Below are 24,896 nucleotides of genomic sequence, written 5' to 3' on the forward strand. Positions count from 1 at the left end.
GTGAAGAAATCCGACAAAAGCCAAAAATAAGTTCGGGTTCACACCTCGCGCAGCAGGTCAGCCCCGAGGATCTTGCCCGCCAGTGCCGGTTCGGTGGTCATCAGCGGCACCCGCAGCACCGCCGCGAGCAGGCAGGCATGGGACAGGCCGAGGGTGCCGAGGTGGTGGGCCAGCCCGCCGACGGCTCGCGCGTCCCTCGCGCTCAGCGGGACGACCTCGACCTGCGGCAGCGTGCGCAGCACGTCCAGCATGGGCTCGTCGGCGCGGTCGGCCATCCAGTACGCCTCGCTGAGGCACAGGGCGGGCAGCAGCGCGCTGAACCCGCCCGCCTCCAGGCCCGCCAGTGCCGCGCTGACGGTCAGGCTGTCCGCGGCCACGTAACGCCGGATCGCGCCCGTGTCGAGGATGCGGCCCGCCGGCCTCACCGGGCCTTCCGCTGCAGCTGTGCCAGCACGGCCTCGTAGTTGGCCTCCTGCTCGGCGATCCACTCCGGATCGTTGCGGCGCTGCTCCTCCAGCTCCAGCTGGGCGCGGAACTCGTCGAGCAGCTCCTGCGGGATGTCCGGCAGGCCGAGCCGCCGCCGGGTCTCCAGGTAGGTCTCGCGCGCCATACCGCCAGGCTAGCTCGGCCGTCGTGAGCCGGGCAACGACCGTCGGGTCAGGACCAGGCCAGTCCGGTGAGCCGCTCGTACGCCTCGATGTAGCGGGCCCGGGTGGCCGCGATGACGTCCTCGGGCACCTCGGGCGCGGGAGCCGTCTTGTTCCAGCCGGTGCCGACCGCCCAGTCGCGTACGTACTGCTTGTCGAAGCTGGGCTGCACCCGGCCGGGGGCGTATCCGTCGGCGGGCCAGAAGCGCGAGGAGTCGGGGGTGAGCACCTCGTCGCCCAGCACCAGCGTGCCGTCGGCCGCCCAGCCCAGCTCGATCTTCGTGTCGGCCAGGATGATGCCGCGCTCGGCGGCGATGTCCCGGCCCCGGGCGTACACGGCGAGGGTGATGTCGCGCAGCCGCGCCGCGTCGTCCGCGCCGACCTTGTCCACGACCTCGGCATAGGTCATCGGCAGGTCCTTCTCGCCGACCGCGGCCTTGGTGCTCGGCGTGAATATCGGCTCGTCCAGCCGCGACGCCTCGGTCAGCCCCTCGGGCAGCACCACCCCCGACACCGACCCGCTCGCCCGGTACTCGGTGAGCCCGCCGCCGGTCAGGTAACCGCGCGCCACGCACTCCACCGGCACCATGCTCAGCGAGCGGCAGCGCACCGCGCGCCCGGCGAACTCGGCGGGCACGTCGTCACCGGAGATGACGTGGTTCGGCACGATGTCCTTGAGCTGCTCGAACCACCACAGCGAGAGCTGGGTCAGCACCCGGCCCTTGTCCGGCACCGGCGTCGGCATGATCACGTCGTAGACCGAGAGCCGGTCCGACGCGACCAGAACGATGTCCTCGCCGTCGCGGTATACGTCCCTGACCTTGCCTGAATGCAGCAGCTCCACGGAGATCACCGTACCGGAGCCGGGGTGCCCGGCCGCGAGCACGGGGCGGGCGTGTGTCAACCGGCCCGACGGCCGTTGCGATTATCGCGACCGCTTATTACGGTGATGGCCATGGATGAAGGCGTGATCGACCGCGTCCGTTCGGTGATCACCCGCGTCTCGTCCAGCCAGGCCGCTTTCAGTGAGCTGGTCGGCATCAGCGCCGACAAACTGTCCAAGTCGCTCAACGCCGTGCGCCGCTTCACCTCACTGGAGCTGGCGCTCATCGCCGACGCCGGCGACGTCAGCGTGGACTGGCTGCTCACCGGCCGTACCCGGGAGCCCGCCCTGCCCACCGAGGAGCCGAGCGCGGGTGACGAGATCCGTGCCCTGGTCGACCGCCACGCCGCTGCCTACGAGCGGCTGCGCCTGCTGGGCCGCCGCCCGCCGCTGCCACGCCTGCCCGAACCGCCCGCAGGGCCGCCCGGAGCCGTGGGCCGGGCGCTGGCCGAGCGAGCCGTCGCCGCGCTGCGCGAAGGCGGGGTGCCGCGCGTGGGCACGTTGTCCACCGCCGACCTGGCGGCCGCCATCGAGCAGGTCTTCGCCGTGGACGTGGCGATCATCGCGCTGCCCGGCGGTGCGGACGGCCTGGCCTGGCAGTCCGCACACGGGCGGCTTGTGCTGGGCAACACCACCAGCCAGTTCACCCGGCAGCGCTTCGCGCTCGCGCACGCCCTGGGTCACGTGCTGGCCGGGGACGCCGAGCAGCCGCTGCTCGACCAGCACCTCGCGCCGGGCCGCCAGCGCGCCGGGCTGGAGCAGCGTGCCGACGCCTTCGCCGCAGCGTTCCTGCTGCCCGCCGATGAGCTGCGCGCGGTGGCCGCGATGCCGGTCGCCGACGTCGCGTTCGCCGAACTGCGAGCCCCGACGCCGGTCGCCGACGCCGGGCTCGGCGAGTTGCAGACCCGGGCCTCGGTCAGCGACGCCGGGTTCGCCGAGCTGGTCGCGCTGTTCGGGGTCTCCGCAGGGGCGATGGCGGCCCGGCTGCGCGTGCTCGGACTGCTCGACGCAGACCGCCAGGCCGAGCTGGGCCCGTGGACGGCCGCCCGCTGCCATCAGGGACCCGCCGGGCGGGAGGCGCTGCTGGCCCGGATGGGCGCGGCGCAGGCCCCGCGGCTGCCCGCCCGGCTGGTGGGCGAGCTGTTCGGGGCGTACGCCGACGGGGCCACCACCCTGGTCCCGCTGGCCGACCTGCTGCAGACCCCGGTCGACGACCTGTTCGCCGCGCTCGTCGCCGAGCCGTCCGCCGCTCGCCGCGGGTACGCCGATGAGCCTGCCTTCCTGCCCTGACGGTAGGTTGAGCAGGTGGCGGATAACTCATACCGTGCCGGGTTCGCCTGTTTCGTCGGGCGTCCGAACGCGGGCAAGTCGACTCTGACGAACGCGATCATCGGGCAGAAGATCGCGATCACGTCGAACAAACCGCAGACCACGCGGCACATCATCCGCGCCGTGCTGCACCGCCCCGACGCGCAGCTGGTGCTGGTGGACACCCCCGGCCTGCACCGCCCGCGCACCCTGCTCGGCGAGCGCCTCAACGACCTGGTCCGGGCCACCTGGAGCGAGGTCGACGTGATCGGCCTGTGCATCCCGGCCAACGAGCCCGTCGGCAAGGGCGACACCTTCATCGCCGGGGAGATCGCCGCGCTCAAGGCGACCGTGGTCGCCGTGGTCACCAAGACGGACCTGGTGGACAAGGAGACCCTGGCCAAGCAGCTGCTCGCGGTCAACGCCCTCGGCGCGTTCGCCGATGTGGTGCCGGTCAGCGCGGTGGCCAACTCCCAGCTCGACATGCTGGTCGACGTGATGGTCGGGCACCTGCCGAAGTCCCCGCAGCTCTACCCGGACGACATGCTCACCGACGAGCCCGAGCACGTGCTGATCGCCGAGATGATCCGCGAGGCCGCGCTGGAGGGGGTACGCGACGAGCTGCCGCACTCGATCGCGGTGCTGATCCAGGAGATCATCCCCGAGGACAACCTGACCAAGGTGTACGCCGACATCTACATCGAGCGGCAGAGCCAGAAGGCGATCATGATCGGCGCCCGCGGCTCCCGCCTCAAGGAGGTCGGCACCAAGGCCCGCGTCGACATCCAGGAACTCCTCGGCACCAAGGTCTACCTCGACCTCCACGTCCGCGTCGCCAAAGACTGGCAACGCGACCCCCGCCAACTCCGCCGCCTCGGCTTCTAGCCCCACTCCTGCAGTCCCACCCCTGCCGCAACTCTTGAAGAGTCGCGGCATCGGAGGGCCTGGATGTGCGCAAGCCATCGAGAGTTGCGGCAGGAGGCCGGGCGGGCGGGGGCGTCGGCGGGGGCCGGTAGGGTCGTCGGCATGCCGGGTATGCGTCGACCGCTCTATCGCGATGACGCGCTTGTGCTGCGGGTGCAGAAGCTGGGTGAGGCCGACCGGATCGTCACGCTGCTGACCCGGCAGCACGGCCGGGTGCGCGCGGTCGCCAAGGGGGTACGCCGCACCACGTCGCGCTTCGGCGCGCGCCTGGAACCGTTCGGGCACGTCGACGTGCAGTGCAGCGAGGGCAGCTCGCTGGACACCGTCACCCAGGTCGAGGGCCGTGACCTGTTCGGCCGCCGTTTCCTGACCGACTACCCGCGCTACACCGCGGCCAGCGCGATCGTGGAGCTGGCCGAACGGCTGACGCCGGTCGAGCGGGAGCCCGCGCTGCGGCTCTACCAGCTCACCCTCGGCGCGCTGCGGGCGCTGTCCGCGGGGGAGCGGCCCAGCTCGCTGGTGCTCGACGCCTACCTGCTGCGGGCCATGGCGCAGGCCGGCTGGGCCCCGGCGCTGCGCGACTGCGCGGTGTGCGGGGAGGCGGGGCCGCACCGGGCGTTCTCCGTACCCGCCGGGGGTGTCACCTGCCTGAACTGCCGCCCGCCCGGCGCCGCCCATCCCGACCCGGCCACCCTCGACCTGATGTTCGCCCTACTCGAGGGCGACTGGCCCGCGGCGGAGCGTGCCGAGCCCCCGGTGCAGCGCGAGTGTGCAGGTTTCGTGGCGGCGCATTTGCAGTGGCACCTGGAACGGCAGCTACGCTCTCTGCCGTTGGTTGATCGCCGGGAACCGGGCTGAGCCCGCTCCCGCACCCGAACAGGGGAAACGCAACGTGATCCGAACCCGGCGCGAGCCCAAGCCGCCGTCGCTCCACCCGTCCGGCGCGACCCCGCCCAAGCTGCCCGGCGACGCGCTGCCCAAGCACGTCGCCATCGTCATGGACGGCAACGGGCGCTGGGCCAAGGAACGCGGCCTGCCCCGCACCGAGGGCCACAAGCGCGGCGAGTTCTCCCTGTTCGACACGATCGAGGGGGCGCTGGAGATCGGCGTGCCCTACCTGTCGGTGTACGCCTTCTCCACGGAGAACTGGAAGCGCTCGCCGGAGGAGGTCCGCTTCCTGATGGGCTTCAACCGCGACGTCATCCGCCGCCGCCGCGACATGCTCAACGACCTGGGCGTACGCATCGTGTGGTCGGGCCGGCGCGGGCGGCTGTGGAAGAGCGTCATCGACGAGCTGGAGACGGCCGAGCAGATGAGTCGCGGCAACAGCAAGCTCACCCTGCAGTTCTGCGTGAACTACGGCGGCCAGGCCGAGATCGCCGACGCCGCGACCGCGATCGCCCGGGACGTGGCCACGGGCCGCCTGAAGGCCGACAAGGTCAACGAGAAGACCATCGCGAAGTACCTCTACCACCCCGAGGTGCCGGACGTGGACCTGTTCCTGCGCCCGTCGGGGGAGCAGCGCACCAGCAACTTCCTGCTCTGGCAGTCCGCGTACGCCGAGCACGTCTACCTGGACACGCTGTGGCCCGACTTCGACCGCCGCCACCTGTGGTACGCCTGCGAGCTGTATGCCCAGCGCGACCGCCGCTTCGGCGGCGCCCTGCCCAACCCGGTCGCCCCGCCCGCCCCCACCGCCTGACCCCCGCGCTGCCCACCCTTGATCGTTCGACTTGCCTGGCACCTGTGCGTATCAAGACCGCGCTTTCCCACAGGTGCCGGGCAAGTCGAACGACCTTGTGGCCGGGTCGCCGCGACCTTGCGGTCGGGTGACCTCGCGGCGGTCAGCGGTGGGCGATGAGCTGGATCAGCGCGGCGAGGACCGCACCTGCCGCGACGAGCAGCCAGTCCGCGGGGCGCCAGGGCATCGGGCGCGCCACCGTGCGGGGCAGGCCGGAGTCGAAGCCGCGGGCGTCCATCGCCACGGCCAGCCGGGTGCCCCGCCGGATCGCTCCGACCAGCAGGCCGAACGCCGTACTGGCGAACAGCGTGAACCAGCGCACCGGGTTGCGCCCGGCGTCGAGGCCGCGGGCCCGCCGTGCCATCGCGATCATCCGCCACTCGTCGCCGAGCAGCCCGACGAGCCGGAATGCGGCCAGTGCGCCGATCGCGAAGCGCGGCGAGACGCGGGCGTGCTGGATCAGCGAGTCGGCCAGGTCGGTCGGGTCGGTGGTGCTGAACACCAGGATGCTGGGCAGTGCGATGGCCAGCAGGCGCAACGCCAGGGACAGGGCGTTGCCCAGCACCGTCGAGGTGATCACGACCGGCCCGAAGTCCACCAGTACGGTGCCCGACCGGTCCGCCGCGAACAGCGCCAGCGACAGCACCACCGTCGCCGCGCCGAGCAGCGCAGGCCAGCCTCGCCGCAGCAGCCCCCACGGCGTGATCCCGAACAGCGGCGCGGCCAGGAACGTCACCGTCAGCGCGAAGCCCAGCGCCGCGACCTCCCGTGTGAACAGCGCGGCGGTGGTGAACAGCGCCAGCGCGACGATCTTGGCCACGGGTGCCCGCCGCGCCAGTGGCGCGAACCCTGCCGGCGGCACGGTGCTGGACATGGCGATCCCCGGTCCGGTCATGACGTCCCTCCGGACGGGCTCCGGCCGGGCGCGGTGCGCGCGCGGGCCGATGTGCGAGCGCGGCCGGGCCGCATGGTCGGTGTCAGCGGATGTATGCCGTCCGCGGCTGCTCGTTTCGGGACGCTTTCGCGTCCCGAAACGAGCACGCCGCGGCGGCATGTGGGTTCGCGGCGGCATGTGGGTTCGCGGCGGCATGTGGGTTCGCGGCGGCATGTGGGTTCGCGGCGGCATGTGGGTTCGCGGCGGCATGTGGGTTCGTGGCGGCATGTGGGTTCGTGGCGGCATGTGGGTTCGTGGCGGCATGTGGGTTCGTGGCGGCATGTGGGTTCGTGGCGGCACGTGGGTTCGTGGCGGCACGGGCGGTCTTGGGCGCGCATCACGGCTGGCCGAGGTCGAGGGTGCGGTCGGCGAGCGCGGTCACGACGTCCGGGTCGTGGGTGACGGTGACGATGCCATGGCCGTCGTCGCGCAGCGCGGCCAGCATGTCGACCAGCTCGATCCAGGTGCGCCGGTCCTGGCCGAAGGTGGGCTCGTCCAGGATCAGCAGCCGGGGCCGGGCGGCCAGCGCGGTGGCCACGGACAGCCGGCGGGCCTCGCCCCCGGAGAGCGTGAACGGATTCGCCCCGGCCAGGTGGTCCAGCCGCAGCCGCGTCAGCAGTTCGTCGACCCGGCCCGCGGGTGTGCCGCCCAGCGCCAGTTCCTCGCGCACGGTGGCGGCGACGAACTGCTGTTCCGGGTTCTGGAACACCGAGCCGATCCGGTCCGCCAGGGCGCGGGCCCGCCACCGGTGCGGCGGCCCGTCGGGGCTGCGCACCTCGCCTCCGGCGGGCTTGAGCAGGCCGCCCAGGGCGAGCGCGAGCGTCGACTTGCCGCAGCCGTTGGGTCCCGTCACTGCGAGCGCTTCCCCGGCGCGGACCGTGACGTCGGGGTAGGACAGGTGGCGTACCCGCAGGTCGTGAGTCGAGAGCAGCACGTCGCCGGGCGGGTTCGCGGCGGGGCGGGCGGGCGCGGGGTGGCCGGGCACCCAGACCCCGGCGGCGGCCAGCTCCGCGCCGAGTGGGCCGGTCAGCAGGCGGGGTGGCACGTCGTCGCGTACGCCGCCGCCCGGCTCCAGCACCACCACCCGGGTGACCAGGTCCAGCACTTCGGCGATGCGGTGCTCGATGAGCACCACGGTGGTGTCGGCGTCGACGGCGTCACGCAGCGCCCTGCGGACCAGGGCGGCACCGGCCGGGTCGAGGTTGGCCGTGGGCTCGTCGAGCAGCAACAGCTCGGGGCGTGGGGCGAGCGCGCCGGCCAGCACCAGCCGCTGCTGTTCGCCGCCGGACAGGGCGTCGGTGGCCCGGTCGCGCTCGTAGCCGAAACCGACCTGGCTCAGCACCTCGTCCACACGGGGCCAGACGCGCTCGACGGGCCAGCCGAGGTTCTCCAGGCCGAACGCGACCTCGTCGCCGGCCCGCGACATCACCAGCTGCGACTGCGGGTCCTGGAACACGATGCCGACATGGTCCGCGTCGATCTTCCGTACGCCCTCGGCCTCGCCGGAGTCCTCGGGCAGCAGCCCGGCCAGCGCGTGCAGCAGCGTGGACTTGCCCGCGCCCGAGGGGCCGAGCAGCAGCACCCGCTCGCCGCGCTCGACGCGCAGGTCGAGCCCGCGCACCGCCCATGCGCGGCGGCCGGCGTGCCGCCACCCGTACCCCTCGAGCGTGATCATCAGACCAGGTCGCGGCTGCGGCCGGACGGGAACCGGTCGAGCACGCCGGTGCCGGCCAGAGCCCTGGTCAGGAAGTACCCGCCGACGCCGGCGAACAGCAGCGTGCTGGCGACGACGATGGCGACATAGGCGATCTTCCAGCTGAACTGCCAGTCGCCGTAGTAGTAGAACAGGTCGAGCCCGGCCGCCGTGGCGCCCGCGAACGTGGCCGCGAGCAGCGACTGGCCGAGGTTCCACCGGCGGTAGCCGCCGAGCAGGAAGCCGAGCTCGCCGGCCGCGCCCTGGGCCAGGCCGTACCACAGCACGGAGATGCCCCACGAGGTGCCGAGCAGTGCCGACACGATCGCGGCGACCAGCTCGGTGTAGATGGCGGCGCCGGGCTTGCGGATGATGAGCGGGGCCAGCACGGCGGGCAGCAGCCATACGCCGTAGATGGCGGCCGCGGCCGGCGGGAACGTCGAGCCGAAGATAGCCCCGGCCGGGCCGTTCCAGAGCAGGCCCCAGGCCCAGAAGACGACGCCGAAGGCGACGGCGAGGATCGAGGCGACGACGATGTCGACGGTCCGCCAGCGATAGTTGTTCATGAATAACTCCTGGTCCGTTGAGGGGACGAACGAGGAGAAGTGCACACGTTCGCGTCCGTGACATCCCATTTGGGGGTATCACGAAAGCAGACGTGGCGGTGAGGTGTTGACCGAACTCCCTGCGCTGGCATTACCCAGATCAGGTTCGAGGGTCTGCGGCCGTATGCCGCACTCTCAGCGCTGTGCGCTCCCCTGTCGTTACTTGTTCATATGAGGCCGCTGGACAGCGGCGCTTGTGCCGGAAAGGCTAACACCGAACCCGCGCCCGGTAACCTGTGCCGGTCGGCACACCCCGATACCGCGAAGGATCCGCGTGACCTCCGTCGATCAGCGCCCGCCCGCGGCGCCCCCGTCGTCGCCCGCCGGGCGTCCGGCCCGCAAGCCGCTGCTGGGGGGCCGAATCGGCTCCGTCGAGGTGCTCGCGGTGCTGCTCATCGCGCTGCTCATCTTCCGCGAGCCGATCGCCGCGGCGATCTCCACGCCGCTGCTGCAGACCTGGACCACCGTGTTCGTATCGGTGCTGGTGCAGGCGATGCCGTTCCTGGTGTTCGGGGTGGCGCTGTCGGCGGTCATCGCGGTGTTCGTGCCGCGCTCGTTCTGGTCCAGGGCGCTGCCGAAGCACCCGGCCCTCGCCGTGCCGGTGGCCAGCTGCGCGGGCGTGGTGCTGCCCGGCTGCGAGTGCGGCTCGGTGCCGATCGCGGGCTCGCTGATCCGCCGCGGGGTGACGCCCGCGGCGGCGCTGGCGTTCCTGCTGGCGGCGCCCGCGATCAACCCCATCGTGCTGACCGCCACCGCGGTCGCGTTCCCGAACAACCCGGAGATGGTGGTCGGCCGCGGCGTGGCCAGCATCATCGTGGCGATGGTGATGGGCTGGCTCTGGCTGCGGCTGGGCAAGCAGGACTGGATCAGGCTGCCGCACCGGCCCGAGTTGGACGACCTGTCCCGCTGGCGGGCTTTCTGGGCGGCCTGCCGCCACGACATCGTGCACGCGGGCGGCTTCCTGGTGCTGGGCGCGATGGCCGCGGCCACCATCAACGTGCTGGTGCCCGAGTCGGTGCTGCAGGCCGTGGCCGACCAGCCGGTGCTGTCCGTGCTGGCGCTCGCGGCGCTGGCCGTGCTGCTGTCCATCTGCTCCGAGGCCGACGCGTTCGTCGCGGCGTCGCTGAGCCAGTTCTCGCTCACCGCGCGGCTGGCGTTCCTGGTCGTCGGCCCGATGGTCGACCTGAAGCTGATCTCCATGCAGGCCGGGGTGTTCGGCCGCCGCTTCGCCATGCGCTTCGCCCCGACCACGTTCGTGATGGCTGTGCTGGTCGCCGCCGGAGTCGGGACGGTGCTGCTGTGAACCGTCAGGCCCAGGGCGTGGTGATGCTGCTGCTCGGCGGCGCGATCCTCAAGGCGAGCCTCACCGACATGTACCTGCGCTACGTCAAGGCGGGCCTGCAGCCGTTCCTCATCGGCGCGGGCGCGCTGCTGGTGATCGCGGCCGTGATGACCCTCTGGTACGACCTGCGCCATGGCACGACCGTCGACACCGAGTGCGCCGACCACCCCGAGTCCGTCGGCGCAGGCCGGGGCGGCCTCGCCCACGACCACGGTCATGACCATGCGGACAGCGGTCCGGGCGGCGGGCATGGCGATCACGACCACGGCGGCGACGGCCACGGGCACGGTGCGCACCGCGAGCCGCGGGTCGGCTGGCTGCTGATCTTGCCGGTGCTGGGCCTGCTGCTGGTGGCCCCGCCCGCGCTCGGTTCGTACGCCGCCGGTCAGGCGGGCTCGGCGCTCTCCGCGCAGCAGGTCTCCGACTTCCCGGCGCTGCCCGACGGGGACCCCGCCGAGATCAGCGTGCTCGACTACGCCACCCGGGCGATCTTCGACAAGGGACTGTCCATCGGCGACCGCAGGGTTCGGGTGAGCGGCTTCCTGTCCGACAACTCCGACGGTGGCCAGCTGCTCACCCGCATGATCCTGTCCTGCTGTGCGGCCGACGCCCGCCCGATCAAGGTCGGCATGAGCGGCAGCGTGCCGACGGGCCTGCCCGCCGACAGCTGGGTGGAGATCACCGGTAAGTACACCGAGCAGCAGGGCGCGGACCCGGTCAACGGGGAGAGCATCCCGTTCATCGAGGTGCTGGAGTGGCGTGCGATCCAGGCTCCTGCGGAGCAGTACGAATAGCCGTTGTCCATCGGTTTGCCAACTGCTACCGCTCGGTAGTACTGCGGAGTAGCGTGATTTCAGGGCGCAAACCACCGAACACGGCTCGCCGCGGCGCGCTCATGAGGCCCGCCCGGCGATCCCGCGTTCGACCGGACGACAGGGGTGTCGACGATGACGACGGTGCAGCGTGAGGTGTCCGCGGAGCAGGCCCGGCAGGTGGCGGAGGCCGCCCGGGAGAGCGAGTGGCGCAAACCCAGTTTCGGCAAGCAGCTGTTCCTGGGCCGGTTGCGGATGGACCTGATCCACCCGTGGCCGCAGCCCGCCCCGAACCCCGACGCCGAGCAGTTCCTGGCCAAGCTCGGGGAGTACGTCGGCACCGAGGTCGACGGGGCCGCCATCGAGCGCGACGCCCGCATCCCGGACGAGGTCTTCCACGGGCTGGCCGAACTCGGCGCCTTCGGCATGAAGATCGATCCCGCGTACGGCGGCCTCGGCCTGTCCCACCTGGACTACTGCCGTGCGCTGACGCTGGCCGGCTCGGTCAGCCCGGCCATCGGCGCGCTGCTGTCGGCGCACCAGTCCATCGGCGTGCCGCAGCCGCTCAAGCTGTTCGGCACCAAGGAGCAGAAGCAGCGCTTCCTGCCGCGGCTGGCCGCGGGCGAGGTGTCGGCGTTCCTGCTCACCGAGCCCGACGTCGGCTCCGACCCGGCCCGTATGGGCGCCACGGCGACCCCGGTCGAGGGCGGCTACCGCCTGAACGGGGTCAAACTGTGGGCCACCAACGGCACCGTGGCGACGCTGCTCGTGGTCATGGCGATGGTGCCGAAGGGGGAGGGCCGCCGCGGGGGCATCACCGCGTTCGTCGTGGAGGGCGACGCCGAGGGCGTCACCGTCGAGCGGCGCAACGCCTTCCTCGGCCTGCGCGGCCTGGAGAACAGCGTCACCCGATTCCACGACGTCTTCGTGCCGGCCGAGAACGTCATCGGCGGCGAGGGCCAGGGCCTGAAGATCGCGCTGAGCACCTTGAACACCGGGCGGCTCTCGCTGCCCGCGATGTGCGTCGGCGCGGCGAAGTGGTGCCTCGCCGTCGCCCGAGGCTGGTCCCAGCAGCGTGTGCAGTGGGGACGGCCGGTCGGGCAGCACGAGGCCGTCGCCACCAAGATCGCGTTCATCGCGGCCACGGCGTACGGCATGGAGTCCATGCTCGACCTTTGCTGCATGCTCGCCGACGACGACCGCAACGACTTCCGGATCGAGGCCGCGCTGGTCAAACTGTACGGCTCTGAGCTGGCCTGGCAGGTCGCCGACGAGCTGGTGCAGATCCGGGGCGGGCGCGGCTACGAGAGCGCCGACTCCCTCGCCGCCCGCGGCGAGAAGGCGATCGGCGTCGAGCAGATCCTGCGCGACCTGCGCATCAACCGCATCTTCGAAGGCTCCACCGAGATCATGCACCTGTTCATCGCCCGCGAGGCGGTGGACCAGCACCTGTCCGTGGCCGGGGCGCTGATCGACCCGAAGTCGTCCGCCGGGGCCAAGGGCAAGGCGCTGCTGCGCGCCACCGGCTTCTACGCCCGCTGGCTGCCCACCCTGGCCGTCGGCCGGGGCACCTTCGGCGGCTACCGCAAGTTCGGCCCGCTCGCCAAGCACGTGCGCTACGCCGAGCGCGCCGCGCGCCGCCTGGCCCGCAACACGTTCCAGGGCATGGCCCGCTGGCAGGGCAAGCTGGAGCACCGGCAGGCCTTCCTCGGCCGCGTCGTCGACATCGGCGCCGAACTGTTCGCCATCGCCGCGGTCTGCTCCCGCGCCACCGCCGCCGGCCGCCCCGAGGAGCTCGAACTGGCCGACCTGTTCTGCCACCAGGCCCGCGGCCGCATCGTCATCCTCGAACACGCCCTCTGGAACAACACCGACGCCGCCGACGTGGCCCTGGCCCGCAAGGTCCTCGCCGGCGCCCACACCACCCTGGAACAGGGCATCATCCCCCCACCCGAGCCGGGCGAATGGGTCTCCACCTGGACCCCCGGCCCGTCCACCGCCGCCGACGCCCGCCGTCGCATCCCACCCCGCTAGAAGGAAGGGCACCTTCACATCGCTATGCGTAGAGGAAGGTGCCCTTCTTAACAGCGACCGGCCAGGTCTCCAGCGGGATCGCTGTCTCGTGTCAGAACCTGTGGTCAGACCGCACTTTCTGACACGAGACAGCGATCATCACCGCGAGCCGCGAGCCGCGAGCCGCGAGCCGCGAGCCGGGCCGGGCGGTCATCGCCGTGGGCTGCCGCGTAGGCCGAGGCGGCGTAGCTCGAGCGCGGCGAGCTGCTCCACCGCCTCCGGGTCACCGGTACGCCAGCCCGCGACCACGCCGCTGTCCAGCGAAGCGAGCCGCCGCAGCGGCGCCGTGGCCAGCGCCCGCAGCGCGAGCAGCTCACCCCCGCCCGGATATCGGCGCACCTTCGCGGCGACGCTGGCCGCCCGGATCCACGACAGCCGCAACGGCAGCCACAGCGCCAGCGCCATCAGCACCGGGATGCCCGCGGTGAGCCAGGCCAGCACCGTCGCCAGGTTGGCGACGGCCTCCTGCTGGTCGCGCCCGGCCTCGGCGATGGAGTTCGCGGCGTTGGCGGCGCTGCCGAACGGCGCGCCCACCTCGTCACCGACCAGCGGGATGCGCCCCGCGCGCGCCTTGGCCTCCACCATGTCGGCGGCCAGGTTCGTGCCGGCGCTCTCCAGCTTCTGACCGGGCACCGCCAGCTTCTGGACCAGGTCGTACAGCGTGATCGCGGCCCAGATCCAGACTGCGCTCCAGACCAGGGCGGTCATATCGGCGATGATCTGCCGGGTGAACCGCCACGGCTTCTCCGCATAGAGCTTCATGAGAGCATTCTGATCGACCGGGGCGATCGATAAACGCCCCGCGTCAAGCCCGTGTCGTCGCGCAGCCCTGACAGGTCCCGAAAATCTCCAGCGTATGGCTGACGTCGACGAACCCGTGCTGCGCCGCGACCCGGTCCGCCCAGGACTCCACGGCCGGTCCGGCCACCTCGACGGTACGGCCGCAGGTGCGGCAAACCAGGTGGTGGTGGTGCCCGTTGGAGCAGCGCCGGAACAGCTGCTCGCCGCCCGGCGGGCGCATCACGTCGATGTCGCCGGCGTCGGCCAGCGCCTGCAGCGTGCGATACACGGTGGTCAGACCGACCCGCTCGCCCCGGTCGCGCAGCATGGCGTGCAGCTCCTGCGCGCTGTGGAAGCCCTCCACCTCGGACAGCAGCGTCGCCACCGCGGACCGCTGGCGCGTGTTGCGGGCCGCGGTGCCCTGTGGGCTGGTCATGCCTTCTCCTCGCTGCGCTCGTCGCCGGCATGACTGCCGAGCCCGCCGATTCGCTCGCGCTGCTCGCTCATGCCTTCTCCTCGCTGCGCTCGTCGGCAGCATGCCCGCGGAGCCCGCTGATTCGCTCGCGACGCTCGCTCATGCCTTCTCCTCGCTGCTTTCGGTCACGGGCGCTGCTCCGCGGCGTGCGTGACGGCGTCGGCCACGATGTGCGCGACGTGCTCGTCCACCAAGGAGTATGCGATCTCGCGGCCGTGCCGTTCGGCGCGGACCACGCCGGCCGCCCGCAGCACCCGCAGGTGCTGGGAGACCAGCGGCTGGGCCACCCGCAGCCGCTCCACCAGCTCGTGCACGTGGCGTTCGCCGTTCGTCGCCAGCTCGGTCACGATCGCGATCCGTACGGGCGCGGCGAGCGCCCGCAGCAGCTCTCCGGCGCGGACGTAGGACTGCGTCTGGCTCACATCGACCACCGTAGCCCCGCGCGTCGGTGCATACCCAATCATGAGTCGAGGACGCACTCGGGCGGCTCGCAAACCGCGGCAGGGCCGGTGTCGGCGCGCCGTCGCCGGCGCAGCGCCGTGCCTACGGCCGCGACCAGGATGAACAGTGCGATGGCGGCGAGCACGATGGTCGCGCCGGGCGCGGTGTCGTAGCCTGCGGAGACTCCGATGCCGGCTCCGGCGCTGATCACCCCGCCGAGCATGGCCAGGGTCATGGTGCCGCCGAAGCCGCGGGAGACCAGTTGCGCGGCCGCGACGGGCACCACCATCAGTGCGCTGACCAGCAGCAGGCCGACCGAGCGCATGGCGACGGTGACGGTGACCGCGGTCATCACGGCGAGCAGCAGGTTCAGCGCCCGCACCGGCAGGCCGGAGACCTTGGCGTACTCCTCGTCCTGGCAGATCGCGAAAAGCCAGGGCCGAAGTCCGACGGTGACCGCGAGCACGCACCCGCCGAGGATCGCGATCGTGGTCAGGTCCGTGGCGGAGGTGGTCAGCAGCGAGCCGAACAGGTACGACGTGAGGTTGGCGCTGCCCTTGCCGGGGGCGAGCCCGACCAGGAAGACGCCGCCCGCGATGCCGCCGTAGAACAGGATCGCCAGAGCTATGTCGCCGGAGGTGCGGCCGCGCTCGCGGATCAGCTCGACCGCGACGGCGCCCAGGGCCGACACGATGATCGCGGTGAGCACCGGCGAGGTGCCGGTGAGCAGGCCGACGCCGACGCCGGTCAGCGCGATGTGGCCGATGCCGTCGCCGATCAGCGACATGCGCCGCTGCACCAGGTAGATGCCCAGGGAGGGCGCGATCAGGCCGGTGATCAGGGCGCCCAGCAGCGCCCGCTGCATGAACGGCAGGGACATGATCTCGATGAGGTTCACGTTCATTCGCGTCCCCAGATGCTCGGCGGGTCCTGCGGGGCGTGCGGGTGCACGTGGTCGTGGCCGGGTTCGGCGTGGTGGCCGGCCGGGTGGGGCACCGCGCCGTCGTGCGCGATGACCCCGTCGTGCACGACCACCGCGCGGGTGATGATCGGCTGCAGCGGGCCCAGCTCGTGCGCGACCAGCAGCACCGTGCCGCCGTGCCGGACGAAGTCGCGCAGTGCCTGCGCGAACGCCTCCTGCGACTTGGCGTCCACGCCCGCCGTGGGCTCGTCGAGCACCAGCAGGTCCGGTTCCCCGGCCAGCGCCCGCGCGATCAGGGTGCGCTGCTGCTGGCCGCCGGACAGCGAGGCGACCGGGTCGTGCGTCCGGTCGGTCAGGTCGACCGCGGCGAGGGCCCGCGCGACGGCCTGCCGGTCACCGGCGCGCAGCAGGCCGGGAAAGCCGCGCCGGGCCAGTCGGCCGGAGGACACGACCTCGCCGACGGTGGCGGGCACGCCGCCGCCCGCGCCGAGCCGCTGCGGCACGTACCCGATGCGCTGCCAGTCGCGGAAGCGCCGCAGCGGGGCGCCGAACAGCTCGACCTGGCCCTCGGCCAGCGGGACCAGGCCGAGCCCGGCCCGGATCATCGTGGACTTGCCGCTGCCGTTGGCGCCCAGCACGGCGACCACCTCACCGCTGCGTACGGTGAGATTGACGTCGCGCAGCACCGGCCGGTCGTAGGCGACCGCACCGTGCCTGATCTCGAGAACCGGGGGGTTCACGCCTTCTCCTCGTCCCACTCGTCGGCGCCCTGCTCGGCCCGCGCCGTGCTGCGCGGGCTCACGAACAGCCCAACGCGGTGCGCAGCGTCGCGAGATTGGTCCGCATGACCGAGAAGTAGTCGCCCGTTCCGCCCTCGGCGAGACCCTCCAGCGGGTCGAGCACGGCGGTCTTCGCGCCGACCTGCTCGGCCAGCGTCTCGGCGACCTTCGGTGACACCAGCGTCTCGAAGAAGATCGTTGTCGCGCCGTACTTGCGCGCCTCCGCGGCGACGGCTGCGACCTGCTGCGGGGTGGGCTCGGTGTCCGGGGTCAGCCCCGACAGCGCGATCTGCTTGAGCTTGTACCGGTCGGCGAGGTAACCGAACGCGGCGTGGCTGGTCACGATCTCGCGCCGTTGGCAGTTCGCCAGCCCGTCGGTGAACTCGGCGTCGAGCTTGTTCAGCTCGGCGACCAGGGCGTTGCCGCGCTCGGCGTAGCCCGCCGCGTGCGCCGGGTCGCGTTCGGCGAGCTGGTGCGAGACGCTGCCGGCGATCGCGGCCAGGCGGGTCGGGTCCAGCCAGACGTGCGGGTCGGGGGCGTTGCCGCCCTCCTCGTTCGCGCCCTGGTGGTTGGGGCCGCCGGTGAGCGGGGTGACCGTGGCCACGTCGAACGCGCGATCCGCGGCGTTCTGCGCGACGGCTTCGTCGAGCTGCGGCTGGAAGCCCTTGAGGTAGACGACGAGCCCCGCGTTGGCGACCTGCGCGACCTGGGCGGGGGACAGCTCCATGTCGTGCGGTTCGGCGCCCGGCTGGGCCAGGTTGACCACGTCGACGTCGGGACCGCCGACCTTCTCGGAGACGAACTGCAGGGGGTAGAAGCCGGTGACGACGCTGAAACGGCCGGAGTTGTCGGCGGGGGAGTCGGAGCAGGCGGTGACGGTGCCCAAGGCCAGCAGCGCGGTGGCGCCGGCGACGGCGGCGCGCTGGAGAGATCGGCTCAGCATGGCGTCAACTCTCCCTGAAAATGAGAACGATTGTCAAAAACGCATAGGTGCATATCCCTGCACCCCACAGCAAAGGAAGGGCACCTTCTTAACGCTCTGCGTAGAGGAAGGGCACCTTCTTAACGGGGTCCGCGGCGCGCCACAGGTGGGAGGACCTGCGGCGGCGAGGCGGGTCAGAACAGGCGGGTGAGGGCGGCGGCGGCGAGCAGAGTGAGCACGACCACACGCAGGCCGCGGGTCGCCGGAGGCTGGACCGGCCAGGTGGTGACCAGCAGCGCGGCCAGCGCGGCGGCGAGCGCCAGCAGCAGGATCCCGCCGTACGGGTTCGGCAGCACCACGGCCGCGACGAGCAGCGCCAGCGTGCCCAGCAGCGCGATGGACTTGGGAACCCGGGCCAGCCGCCGAAACAGCGGGTTGCTCGCTACATCCTGGCGCACAGCTGCGGTCCTCTCCGGCAAACGTTAAGAAGGGCACCCTCTACCCCGTAAAACGATAAGAAGGTGCCCTTCCTTACTGTAGTGAGGTGCTGATGCTCAATCGATTCGTGATCGCCGCCAACGAGGAGGCGTTCGTCGAGCGCGCCCACGCGGCGCTGGCGGCCCTCGCGGCCCGGCCCGGCTACCTGCGGGGGGAGCTGACCCGGTCGCTGGACGAGCCGGAGCACTGGTGCCTGCTCACCGAGTGGGAGAGCGTCGGGGCGTACCGGCGGGCGCTGGGCGGTTTCGACGTGAAGATGACGGCCACGCCCCTGCTGGCCGAATCGCTGATGGAGCCGTGCGCGTTCGAGACGCTGGCGCAGGCCGAGCCCGGCGGCGAGGTGCAGACCCGCGCCAGCGATAGGGCGTGACCGGGTAGGCGGCGAGCAGGTCTGAGCGCTGTCGGCCAAGTCGGGTTTCGGGCGCGGCGGCGGAGGGTGGGGCGTACGCAATATGATCGCGGCCATGACCCACGCGCCCGCGCCCTCGCCCGTGCCACCCGGTCCGGGCGTCGCGCCGCCGTTCCCGGCCGCGCCCTCGGAGGGCGGCGGTACCCGTCTGGGCTGGGCGCTCGGCATCGCGGGCGGGCTGGTGGCGCTGTGCTGCGGCGGCGGCCTGGTGGCCGGGGTCGGTCTGGCCGTCACCGGGGTGCAGGCGATCAACGAGCGGGCCCACGTCGCGGTGGGGTCCTACCTCGACGCGCTGAAGGCCAAGAAGTACGACCGGGCCTACGAGCTGCTCTGCGAGGACGAGCAGCGGCGGCTGGACCTGGCGCGATTCACCAGCCGGGAGGAGTCCCGGCCGGAGCGCATCCAGACGTACGAGCTGGGCGAGGTCGAGCTGCAGGGGACCTCGGGAATCACCCTGCCGGTCACCGAGCGCTACGCCGACGGCGACACCGAGCAGGTCGTGTACCGCCTCGCGCAGGACCCGAAGACCACCGACCTGGAAGTCTGCGGGCGCGAGTAGCCGGGGTGTCGGCGCGGCGCACCGGCGGGCTCACCACGTTCCGTGTGCAGTAGCGTTTAACCGAATGCGGGTGACCAGAGGTGGCCCGTACCGTATCCACGTCGCGCGGATCTTCCGCCGACCCTCCGCCGACAGCCAGCCGGCGGCAACCTCCAACGGAATGGAGACCTGATCATGCCCGCGGACCGCATCGATTCCGTCGTCAGCCTGGCCAAGCGCCGGGGCTTCGTCTACCCGTCGAGTGAGATCTACGGTGGCACCCGCTCAGCCTGGGACTACGGTCCGCTGGGCGTGGAGCTCAAGGACAACGTACGGCGGCAGTGGTGGAAGACGATGGTCCAGCAGCGCGACGACATCGTCGGCCTGGACTCCGCGGTGATCCTGGCCCGCCAGGTGTGGGAGGCCTCCGGTCACATCGAGGCGTTCGTCGACCCGCTGACCGAGTGCACCAGCTGCCACAAGCGCTTCCGGGCCGACCACCTGGAGGAGGCGTTCCTGGAGAAGAAGCCCGGCGCCACCTTCGTGCTGTCCGAGCTGAACTGCCCCAACTGCGGCAACAAGGGCAGTTTCACCGAGCCGAAGATGTTCAACGGCCTGATGAAGACCTTCCTCGGCCCGGTCGAGAGCGCCGAGGGCGTGCACTACCTGCGGCCGGAGACGGCGCAGGGCATCTTCGTGAACTACGCCAACGTCGCCACCACCGCCCGCAAGAAGCCGCCGTTCGGCATCGCGCAGGTCGGCAAGAGCTTCCGCAACGAGATCACGCCGGGCAACTTCATCTTCCGGACCCGCGAGTTCGAGCAGATGGAGATGGAGTTCTTCGTCGAGCCGGGCACGGACGAGACGTGGCACGAGTACTGGCTGAACGAGCGCTGGAACTGGTACCTCGACCTGGGCATCTCGGCCGAGAACCTGCGCTTCTTCGAGCACCCGCAGGAGAAGCTGTCGCACTACTCCAAGCGCACCGTGGACATCGAGTACCGCTTCCGGTTCGGCGGCACCGAGTTCTCCGAGCTGGAGGGCATCGCCAACCGCACCGACTTCGACCTGAGCACGCACAGCAAGCACTCGGGCACCGACCTGTCGTACTTCGACCAGGAGAAGAACGAGCGCTGGGTGCCGTTCGTCATCGAGCCGGCGGCGGGTCTGACCCGCGCGGTGCTGGCGTTCATGCTCGAGGCGTACGACGAGGACGAGGCGCCCAACACCAAGGGCGGCGTGGACAAGCGCACCGTGATGCGCTTCGACAAGCGCCTGGCCCCGGTGAAGGTGGCCGTGCTCCCGCTGTCGCGCAACGAGCGGCTCTCGCCGAAGGCCCGTGAGCTGACCAAGGCGCTGAGCATGCGCTGGAACGTCGAGTTCGACGACGCCCAGGCGATCGGCCGCCGCTACCGCCGCCAGGACGAGATCGGCACGCCGTACTGCGTCACCGTCGACTTCGACACCTTGGAAGACAACGCGGTGACCGTACGTGATCGTGACTCGATGGTGCAGGAGCGCGTCTCGCTGGACCGGGTGGAGAGCTACCTGATCGAGCGCCTGCCCGGCTGCTGAACCCGCTGAGGTGGTGAGAGGTCCCCGAATCGGGTGGTTCGGGGACTTCTCATCCCGGCACTGCGACGTTTGCCGAGTTTGATTCGGGTCCTCCCCGGTAACATACGGACAGTGACCACCATCGAGCTGAAGAAGACGCCCGGAGGCCCGGCCGAGCCGCCGCCCCGGCGCCCGGCGTGGCGGGCGGGGCTGGTCATCGCGGCCGCCCTGCTGCTGGCGGCCGTACTGGTAGGTCACCGGCTCGTGCCCAACGTGCACGGCATCGGCAGCGTGCTCGACACCATCGCCCCGTTGTTCGGCCTGGCCGTGCCGGTGCTGGCCGTCGCCGCGCTGCTGGCCCGCTCGGGCAAGGCGCTCTTGGCGGTGCTGCTGCCCGCGGTGATCTGGGCGGCGATGTTCGGCCGCGCCCTGCTGCCGCCGCCGGGCGGCCCGGTGCAGCTGCAGGTGGTAACCCAGAACCTGTACGCGGACAACCCCGACCCGCAGACCACGGTGCGGGCGCTCGCCGACGGCGGTCCCGACCTGATCGCGCTGCAGGAGGCCTCCGGCGGCACCATCGAGACGGTCGCCGAGCAGCTCGCGAAGACCTACCCGCACTACGCGGTCCGGTCGACGGTGGGCCTGCTCAGCAAGTATCCGATCGTGGACGTCGTCGGCGTCGACACCGGTCTGGAATGGACCCGGGCGCTGCGCGCGGTCGTGCAGGCCCCGCAGGGCGACGTCGCGGTGTATGTCGTGCACCTCGGCTCGGCGCGGATCAACGACACGGCGACCCGCGATCACACCATCGAGATGCTGGCCCAGGCGGTCCGGGCGGACAAGGCGCAGCGGGTCCTGGTGCTGGGCGATCTCAACACCGCCGCCACCGACCGGGCCATCGCGCCGCTGTCCGCGCTGCTGGACGACGCGCAGGCCGAGGCCGGCTGGGGCTACGGCTTCACGTGGCCGTCCTCGCTGCCGGTGATGCGGCCCGATCACGTGCTGTACCGGGGACTGACCGCGACGCAGGCCGGGGTGCTGCGTACCCCCGGCACCGACCATCGGGCCGTGACCTCGGGTTTCTCCTTCTGACTCCACCGGCCATGCACCCGTAACGTGTACGTTCCTCTTCTTGGACTAGTACTTTCGGGCAACCCCTTGGTAAGGTCTCAGTGCTCGGCTTGCCGAGTCGGCTGCCAAGCCGTCCATCAGCGCTCAAGAAACGGGTGCTGTGTCCGTCACAGGCGAACCGTGTCCGAGGACGACCCCCGTCGCCCCGGAACACACGCGGTTCACTGCGCCGGAGGCCTGCAATGACTGCAACACTCGTTCGCGAGACCGTCGTGTCCGCGTCCCCCTCGTCCCTGACCGACACCCTCGACGCGACTGCCGGCGATGTTCTGCTGCGCCGTCTCGGTGAGCTGAGCGAGCAAGACCCCGCACATGAGGACGTGCGGCAGGAGGCCATCTGTGCCTGGCTGCCGCTGGCCGAACGCCTGGCCCGCCGCTTCCGCCATCGCGGCGTGGATGGCGACGACCTCGTGCAGGTGGCGACCATCGGCCTGATCCAGGCCGTGGACCGTTTCGACCCCTCCCGCGGCAGTGCTTTCGTGCACTTCGCGGTGCCGACCATCGTCGGCGAACTCAAGCGCTACTTCCGTGACCGGGGCTGGAGCATGCGGGTCAGTCGCCGCATGCAGGAGCTGTACCTGGACATCAACCGGGTGTCCCCGCAGCTCTGCCAGGACCTGGGCCGGTGGCCGACCGCCGACGACCTCGCCGCGCATCTCAACGTCACCGTCGAAGACGTGGTGGCCGGGATGCACTGCGCGCAGGCGTACCGCATCAACTCCCTCAACGTCGCGGTGAGCGGCGAGGACGGCGATGTGGAGCTCGGCGAGCTGATCGGGGAGACCGACACCGTGCTGGAGTCCATTCCGGACGTGCACGCGGTCCGGCAGTACGTCAAGGAACTGCCGGAACGTGAGCAGAAGATCCTCATGCTGCGCTTCGTTCAGGGCCACAACCAGGCCCAGATCGCGGAGCAGATCGGGGTCTCCCAGATGCACGTGTCGCGTCTGCTCAGCCGGTGCCTCGCGCAGCTGCGCGAGCGCATGCTGGCTGAGGACTGAATCAGCAACGGGCAGTAGCGGTTTCGTCACCGAGTTCGTGGGGCAGGAAGGAACCATGGAGCTTTTACTGTGGATCCTCGCCGTGGTCCTGGTCGTTTCCGGGATCGTCTCGCTGGCACGACGCCAGATCCTGTGGGGCATCGTGCTGATCGTCATCGGTCTGCTGGTCGGACCGGGGGGCGTGAGCATGTTCTCGTAGAACATCCACGCAAGGAAGCCGAAGGGCCGGGAAGACCATGGTCTCCCCGGCCCTTCACCATGTGCGGACCGAGCCGGCGGGTGCGACCCGCATCACAGGACGACACCCGCGGCCGACCGTACTGTTGCGCCGTGACGGTACTCGGCCAGCCCCTCGAACTGCGCAGCGTGACGCTGCCCAACCGCATCGCGATGTCGCCGATGTGCCAGTACTCGGCCGGGCCGGACGGCCTGCCCACCGACTGGCATCTGACCCACCTGGGCGCTCGCGCGGTCGGCGGGGCCGGGCTGGTCATGGCCGAGGCCAGCGCCGTGCTGCCGGAGGGCCGGATCTCGCCCCGCGACGCCGGCATCTGGTCACCGGCGCATGTGGACGCCTGGCGGCCGGTCACCGCATTCGTGGCCGCGCACGGCGCGGTGCCCGCGATCCAGCTCGCCCACGCCGGGTTCAAGGCGTCCACCTGGTGGCCGTTCGCGCAGGAGCGGGGCGGAGTGCCCGACGCCGACGGCGGCTGGCAGCCGGTCGGGCCGGGCGCAGAGCCGTTCGTGCCGGCGTACCGCACGCCCCGGGCCCTCGACGAGGCCGGCATCGCCGCGGTGATCGCCGCATTCGCACAGGCCGCGGTGTACGCGGTCGACGCCGGTTTCCAGGCCGTGGAGATCCATGCGGCGCACGGCTACCTGCTCCACGAGTTCTACTCGCCGCTGACCAACCAGCGCACCGACGGCTGGGGCGGCGACCGCGCCGCGCGCATGCGCCTGGCCGTGGCGGTCGCGACGGCGGTACGCGACGCCGTCGGCCCCGACGTGCCGGTGCTGGCCCGGGTCTCCGCGACCGACTGGGTCGACGGCGGCTGGGACGTCACCGACACCGTCGCCCTGGCCCGCGAGCTGGCCGCGGCCGGGGTCGACCTGATCGACTGCTCCTCGGGCGGTGCCGCCCCGCACGCCGACATCCCGGTCGGCCCCGGCTACCAGGCCCCGCTGGCGGAGCAGGTGCGCCGCGACGCCGGGGTGCCCACCGGCGCGGTCGGCCTGATCACCGAACCCGAGCAGGCCGAGCGCATCGTCGAGGACGGTCAGGCCGATCTCGTGCTGATCGGGCGGGAACTGCTGCGCGACCCGTATTGGCCGCGCCGGGCGCTGGCCAAGCTCGGCGGGCAGCCGCACTGGCCGGACCAGTACGCCCGCGCCTTCTGACGACCGTCGGCCCGCAGCCGGGTCGCGACCGCGCTCAGGTGGCCGGAACGCCGCCGTCAGCGCCGTCCTGGTTCCTGTGCTCGCCTTCGGCAGATCAGGGCAAGGACGGAGTGGCCGCCCAACCTCGGGCCGGCGGTATTGCCAGGCGCGAGCCGGATGCCGGGGCTGCGCTGTGTCGGTGCGCCCGCCTAGCGTGGCGGGCATGACGACATTCGTACTCGTGCCCGGAATGTGGCTCGGCGCGTGGGCCTGGCGCGACGTGGCGTCGCGGCTGGCCGAAGCAGGCCACGATCCGCGACCGGTGACGCTGACGGGCGTCGCCGAGCGGGCCGCCGAGGTGACGCCGCAGACCGACCTGGACACCCACGTCGCCGATGTCGTCGCGCTGGTCGAGGGCGCGGACCTGCGGGACGTGGTGCTGGTCGGGCACAGCTACGGCGGCATGGTGGTCTCCGTGGCGGCGGGACAGCTGGCCGCGCGGCTGCGCCGGGTGGTGTACATCGACAGCGGGCCGCTGCCCGAGGGCACGTCGCAGTTCGACACGAACTCACCCGAGCAGCAGGAACGCATCCTCGCCGAGATCGGTGACGGCTTCCTGGCCCCCGTGCCGCCGTTCCTGCCGGACCCGGACGACCCGTCCCTGGCCGGCCTCGACGCCGACCTGCTCGCCCTGCTGCGCGAACGCGGCACCCCGCACCCGTTCGCCGCGGCCCGCCAGCCCGTCCACTACCACCCGGGCTCCTTCTCGGTGCCGTCCGCCCTGATCACCTGCGTGTTCCCGGCGGCCCAGGTGCACGAGATGATCGCCGCCGGCCACCCGTACTTTGCCCTGCTCGCCGAGGCCGACGTACTCGAACTCCCCACCGGCCACTGGCCCATGCTCAGCCGCCCCACCGACCTGGCCACCCTCCTCACCCCGCTATGAGCAAAGGAAGGGCACCTTCTTAACGCTCCACGTTATAGAAGGTGCCCTTCTTAACGGTTTACCGGGGTTGAGCTGCTCGGATGCGAGTGAATTCGGGTGCAGACCGGTGTCCGGCGGGGAACTGCGGCAGCCCGGCGGTGCGGAGACGTAGGTTGATCGCC

The 24,896-nt window shown here is 71.6% G+C and carries 28 protein-coding genes and 1 riboswitch; of the genes, 15 read left to right on the forward strand and 13 right to left on the reverse strand.

The annotated features are described in order from the left end of the window. Positions 1-38: 38 nt before the first annotated feature. The 3 genes from FLL47_RS06025 to FLL47_RS06035 are packed head-to-tail and all read right to left on the reverse strand — an operon-like array spanning position 39 to position 1,491. The gene (locus FLL47_RS06025) at positions 39-425 is read right to left on the reverse strand and encodes a type II toxin-antitoxin system VapC family toxin (RefSeq protein WP_144119441.1); all 387 of its coding nucleotides are present in this window, start codon (positions 423-425) and stop codon (positions 39-41) included. Beyond that, entirely contained in the window at positions 422-610 is a 189-nt protein-coding gene (locus FLL47_RS06030; RefSeq protein WP_144119442.1) for a hypothetical protein, read from the reverse strand. The genes FLL47_RS06025 and FLL47_RS06030 overlap by 4 nt, the downstream gene beginning before the upstream one ends. 47 nt (positions 611-657) lie before the next feature. Beyond that, entirely contained in the window at positions 658-1,491 is an 834-nt protein-coding gene (locus FLL47_RS06035) for a phosphoribosylaminoimidazolesuccinocarboxamide synthase (RefSeq protein WP_144119443.1), read from the reverse strand. A gap of 111 nt (positions 1,492-1,602) precedes the next feature. Between FLL47_RS06035 and FLL47_RS06040 the strand changes: the two genes are divergently transcribed. From FLL47_RS06040 to FLL47_RS06055, 4 genes are all read left to right on the forward strand, one after another. Next, entirely contained in the window at positions 1,603-2,820 is a 1,218-nt protein-coding gene (locus tag FLL47_RS06040; protein ID WP_144119444.1) for an ImmA/IrrE family metallo-endopeptidase, read from the forward strand. A gap of 15 nt (positions 2,821-2,835) precedes the next feature. Further along, positions 2,836-3,723, forward strand: a complete 888-nt coding sequence (era, locus tag FLL47_RS06045; RefSeq protein ID WP_144119445.1) for a GTPase Era — start codon at positions 2,836-2,838, stop codon at positions 3,721-3,723. 141 nt (positions 3,724-3,864) lie between these two features. Next, the gene (recO, locus tag FLL47_RS06050; RefSeq protein WP_144119446.1) at positions 3,865-4,620 is read left to right on the forward strand and encodes a DNA repair protein RecO; all 756 of its coding nucleotides are present in this window, start codon (positions 3,865-3,867) and stop codon (positions 4,618-4,620) included. A gap of 34 nt (positions 4,621-4,654) precedes the next feature. Next, entirely contained in the window at positions 4,655-5,464 is an 810-nt protein-coding gene (locus FLL47_RS06055; protein WP_144119447.1) for an isoprenyl transferase, read from the forward strand. A 142-nt stretch (positions 5,465-5,606) separates the two neighbouring features. Here the strand turns inward: FLL47_RS06055 and FLL47_RS06060 are convergent, their stop codons facing one another. The 3 genes from FLL47_RS06060 to FLL47_RS06070 all read right to left on the reverse strand — a co-directional run bounded on the left by FLL47_RS06060 (position 5,607) and on the right by FLL47_RS06070 (position 8,696). Continuing rightward, positions 5,607-6,398, reverse strand: coding sequence for an energy-coupling factor transporter transmembrane component T family protein (locus FLL47_RS06060; protein ID WP_246157593.1), 792 nt, complete (start codon positions 6,396-6,398; stop codon positions 5,607-5,609). Positions 6,399-6,774: 376 nt separating this feature from the next. Next, the gene (locus tag FLL47_RS06065) at positions 6,775-8,112 is read right to left on the reverse strand and encodes an ABC transporter ATP-binding protein (RefSeq protein ID WP_144119448.1); all 1,338 of its coding nucleotides are present in this window, start codon (positions 8,110-8,112) and stop codon (positions 6,775-6,777) included. After that, positions 8,112-8,696 (reverse strand): ECF transporter S component, encoded by a 585-nt coding sequence (locus FLL47_RS06070; protein ID WP_144119449.1) that lies wholly within the window; start codon positions 8,694-8,696, stop codon positions 8,112-8,114. The genes FLL47_RS06065 and FLL47_RS06070 overlap by 1 nt, the downstream gene beginning before the upstream one ends. Before the next feature lie 98 nt (positions 8,697-8,794). Continuing rightward, a riboswitch (TPP riboswitch) is annotated at positions 8,795-8,900 on the reverse strand. Between the two features lie 109 nt (positions 8,901-9,009). Here FLL47_RS06070 and FLL47_RS06075 point away from each other — a divergent pair. The 3 genes from FLL47_RS06075 to FLL47_RS06085 all read left to right on the forward strand — a co-directional run bounded on the left by FLL47_RS06075 (position 9,010) and on the right by FLL47_RS06085 (position 12,923). Beyond that, the gene (locus FLL47_RS06075; RefSeq protein ID WP_222105985.1) at positions 9,010-10,038 is read left to right on the forward strand and encodes a permease; all 1,029 of its coding nucleotides are present in this window, start codon (positions 9,010-9,012) and stop codon (positions 10,036-10,038) included. Continuing rightward, the gene (locus FLL47_RS06080; protein WP_144119450.1) at positions 10,035-10,871 is read left to right on the forward strand and encodes a TIGR03943 family putative permease subunit; all 837 of its coding nucleotides are present in this window, start codon (positions 10,035-10,037) and stop codon (positions 10,869-10,871) included. Before FLL47_RS06075 ends, FLL47_RS06080 begins: the two co-directional genes overlap by 4 nt. 153 nt (positions 10,872-11,024) lie before the next feature. Next, positions 11,025-12,923 (forward strand): acyl-CoA dehydrogenase family protein, encoded by a 1,899-nt coding sequence (locus FLL47_RS06085; protein WP_144119451.1) that lies wholly within the window; start codon positions 11,025-11,027, stop codon positions 12,921-12,923. A gap of 189 nt (positions 12,924-13,112) precedes the next feature. Here the strand turns inward: FLL47_RS06085 and FLL47_RS06090 are convergent, their stop codons facing one another. The 7 genes from FLL47_RS06090 to FLL47_RS06120 all read right to left on the reverse strand — a co-directional run bounded on the left by FLL47_RS06090 (position 13,113) and on the right by FLL47_RS06120 (position 17,739). Next, positions 13,113-13,724, reverse strand: coding sequence for a hypothetical protein (locus FLL47_RS06090; RefSeq protein WP_144119452.1), 612 nt, complete (start codon positions 13,722-13,724; stop codon positions 13,113-13,115). A 43-nt stretch (positions 13,725-13,767) separates the two neighbouring features. Further along, complete coding sequence (locus tag FLL47_RS06095) at positions 13,768-14,178, reverse strand: Fur family transcriptional regulator (protein ID WP_120316472.1); 411 nt, start codon at positions 14,176-14,178, stop codon at positions 13,768-13,770. 164 nt (positions 14,179-14,342) lie between these two features. Next, complete coding sequence (locus FLL47_RS06100; RefSeq protein ID WP_144119453.1) at positions 14,343-14,681, reverse strand: ArsR/SmtB family transcription factor; 339 nt, start codon at positions 14,679-14,681, stop codon at positions 14,343-14,345. Next, a complete protein-coding gene (locus FLL47_RS06105; RefSeq protein WP_144119651.1) occupies positions 14,678-15,547 on the reverse strand; it encodes a metal ABC transporter permease in 870 nt (289 codons plus the stop codon). The genes FLL47_RS06100 and FLL47_RS06105 overlap by 4 nt, the downstream gene beginning before the upstream one ends. Before the next feature lie 11 nt (positions 15,548-15,558). Continuing rightward, positions 15,559-16,320 carry a metal ABC transporter ATP-binding protein gene (locus FLL47_RS06110; protein ID WP_144119454.1) on the reverse strand — a complete coding sequence of 254 codons (762 nt, stop codon included), beginning with the start codon at positions 16,318-16,320 and terminating at the stop codon, positions 15,559-15,561. 58 nt (positions 16,321-16,378) lie between these two features. After that, positions 16,379-17,302, reverse strand: coding sequence for a metal ABC transporter substrate-binding protein (locus FLL47_RS06115; RefSeq protein WP_144119455.1), 924 nt, complete (start codon positions 17,300-17,302; stop codon positions 16,379-16,381). A 173-nt stretch (positions 17,303-17,475) separates the two neighbouring features. Then, positions 17,476-17,739 (reverse strand): DUF6703 family protein, encoded by a 264-nt coding sequence (locus FLL47_RS06120; protein WP_144119456.1) that lies wholly within the window; start codon positions 17,737-17,739, stop codon positions 17,476-17,478. Between the two features lie 86 nt (positions 17,740-17,825). Between FLL47_RS06120 and FLL47_RS06125 the strand changes: the two genes are divergently transcribed. The 8 genes from FLL47_RS06125 to FLL47_RS06155 all read left to right on the forward strand — a co-directional run bounded on the left by FLL47_RS06125 (position 17,826) and on the right by FLL47_RS06155 (position 24,735). Beyond that, positions 17,826-18,149, forward strand: a complete 324-nt coding sequence (locus FLL47_RS06125; protein WP_144119457.1) for an antibiotic biosynthesis monooxygenase family protein — start codon at positions 17,826-17,828, stop codon at positions 18,147-18,149. Between the two features lie 94 nt (positions 18,150-18,243). Further along, entirely contained in the window at positions 18,244-18,747 is a 504-nt protein-coding gene (locus tag FLL47_RS06130; RefSeq protein WP_144119458.1) for a hypothetical protein, read from the forward strand. Between the two features lie 174 nt (positions 18,748-18,921). Next, positions 18,922-20,301, forward strand: a complete 1,380-nt coding sequence (locus FLL47_RS06135) for a glycine--tRNA ligase (RefSeq protein WP_144119459.1) — start codon at positions 18,922-18,924, stop codon at positions 20,299-20,301. Positions 20,302-20,412: 111 nt separating this feature from the next. Further along, positions 20,413-21,372, forward strand: coding sequence for an endonuclease/exonuclease/phosphatase family protein (locus FLL47_RS06140; RefSeq protein ID WP_246157595.1), 960 nt, complete (start codon positions 20,413-20,415; stop codon positions 21,370-21,372). A 221-nt stretch (positions 21,373-21,593) separates the two neighbouring features. Continuing rightward, a complete protein-coding gene (locus FLL47_RS06145) occupies positions 21,594-22,412 on the forward strand; it encodes a SigB/SigF/SigG family RNA polymerase sigma factor (protein WP_144119460.1) in 819 nt (272 codons plus the stop codon). Positions 22,413-22,467: 55 nt separating this feature from the next. Next, a complete protein-coding gene (locus FLL47_RS42715; protein ID WP_186315580.1) occupies positions 22,468-22,611 on the forward strand; it encodes a GPGG-motif small membrane protein in 144 nt (47 codons plus the stop codon). A 131-nt stretch (positions 22,612-22,742) separates the two neighbouring features. Continuing rightward, complete coding sequence (locus FLL47_RS06150; RefSeq protein ID WP_144119461.1) at positions 22,743-23,810, forward strand: NADH:flavin oxidoreductase/NADH oxidase; 1,068 nt, start codon at positions 22,743-22,745, stop codon at positions 23,808-23,810. A 202-nt stretch (positions 23,811-24,012) separates the two neighbouring features. Further along, positions 24,013-24,735, forward strand: coding sequence for an alpha/beta fold hydrolase (locus tag FLL47_RS06155; RefSeq protein WP_144119462.1), 723 nt, complete (start codon positions 24,013-24,015; stop codon positions 24,733-24,735). The last annotated feature ends 161 nt before the right edge of the window (positions 24,736-24,896 follow it).

Source organism: Catellatospora sichuanensis, from assembly GCF_007483665.1.
Lineage (GTDB): Bacteria > Actinomycetota > Actinomycetes > Mycobacteriales > Micromonosporaceae > Catellatospora > Catellatospora sichuanensis.

Excerpts from the sequence above, each read along its gene's own strand:
- FLL47_RS06030 (WP_144119442.1), bottom strand. The coding sequence starts at position 610 with ATGGCGCGCGAGACCTACCTGGAGACCCGGCGGCGGCTCGGCCTGCCG.
- FLL47_RS06040 (WP_144119444.1), top strand. The coding sequence starts at position 1,603 with ATGGATGAAGGCGTGATCGACCGCGTCCGTTCGGTGATCACCCGCGTC.
- recO (WP_144119446.1), top strand. The coding sequence starts at position 3,865 with ATGCCGGGTATGCGTCGACCGCTCTATCGCGATGACGCGCTTGTGCTG.
- FLL47_RS06060 (WP_246157593.1), bottom strand. The coding sequence starts at position 6,398 with ATGACCGGACCGGGGATCGCCATGTCCAGCACCGTGCCGCCGGCAGGG.
- FLL47_RS06065 (WP_144119448.1), bottom strand. The coding sequence starts at position 8,112 with ATGATCACGCTCGAGGGGTACGGGTGGCGGCACGCCGGCCGCCGCGCA.
- FLL47_RS06070 (WP_144119449.1), bottom strand. The coding sequence starts at position 8,696 with ATGAACAACTATCGCTGGCGGACCGTCGACATCGTCGTCGCCTCGATC.
- FLL47_RS06085 (WP_144119451.1), top strand. The coding sequence starts at position 11,025 with ATGACGACGGTGCAGCGTGAGGTGTCCGCGGAGCAGGCCCGGCAGGTG.
- FLL47_RS06090 (WP_144119452.1), bottom strand. The coding sequence starts at position 13,724 with ATGAAGCTCTATGCGGAGAAGCCGTGGCGGTTCACCCGGCAGATCATC.
- FLL47_RS06095 (WP_120316472.1), bottom strand. The coding sequence starts at position 14,178 with ATGACCAGCCCACAGGGCACCGCGGCCCGCAACACGCGCCAGCGGTCC.
- FLL47_RS06100 (WP_144119453.1), bottom strand. The coding sequence starts at position 14,681 with ATGATTGGGTATGCACCGACGCGCGGGGCTACGGTGGTCGATGTGAGC.
- FLL47_RS06115 (WP_144119455.1), bottom strand. The coding sequence starts at position 17,302 with ATGCTGAGCCGATCTCTCCAGCGCGCCGCCGTCGCCGGCGCCACCGCG.
- FLL47_RS06130 (WP_144119458.1), top strand. The coding sequence starts at position 18,244 with ATGACCCACGCGCCCGCGCCCTCGCCCGTGCCACCCGGTCCGGGCGTC.
- FLL47_RS06135 (WP_144119459.1), top strand. The coding sequence starts at position 18,922 with ATGCCCGCGGACCGCATCGATTCCGTCGTCAGCCTGGCCAAGCGCCGG.
- FLL47_RS06145 (WP_144119460.1), top strand. The coding sequence starts at position 21,594 with ATGACTGCAACACTCGTTCGCGAGACCGTCGTGTCCGCGTCCCCCTCG.
- FLL47_RS42715 (WP_186315580.1), top strand. The coding sequence starts at position 22,468 with ATGGAGCTTTTACTGTGGATCCTCGCCGTGGTCCTGGTCGTTTCCGGG.
- FLL47_RS06155 (WP_144119462.1), top strand. The coding sequence starts at position 24,013 with ATGACGACATTCGTACTCGTGCCCGGAATGTGGCTCGGCGCGTGGGCC.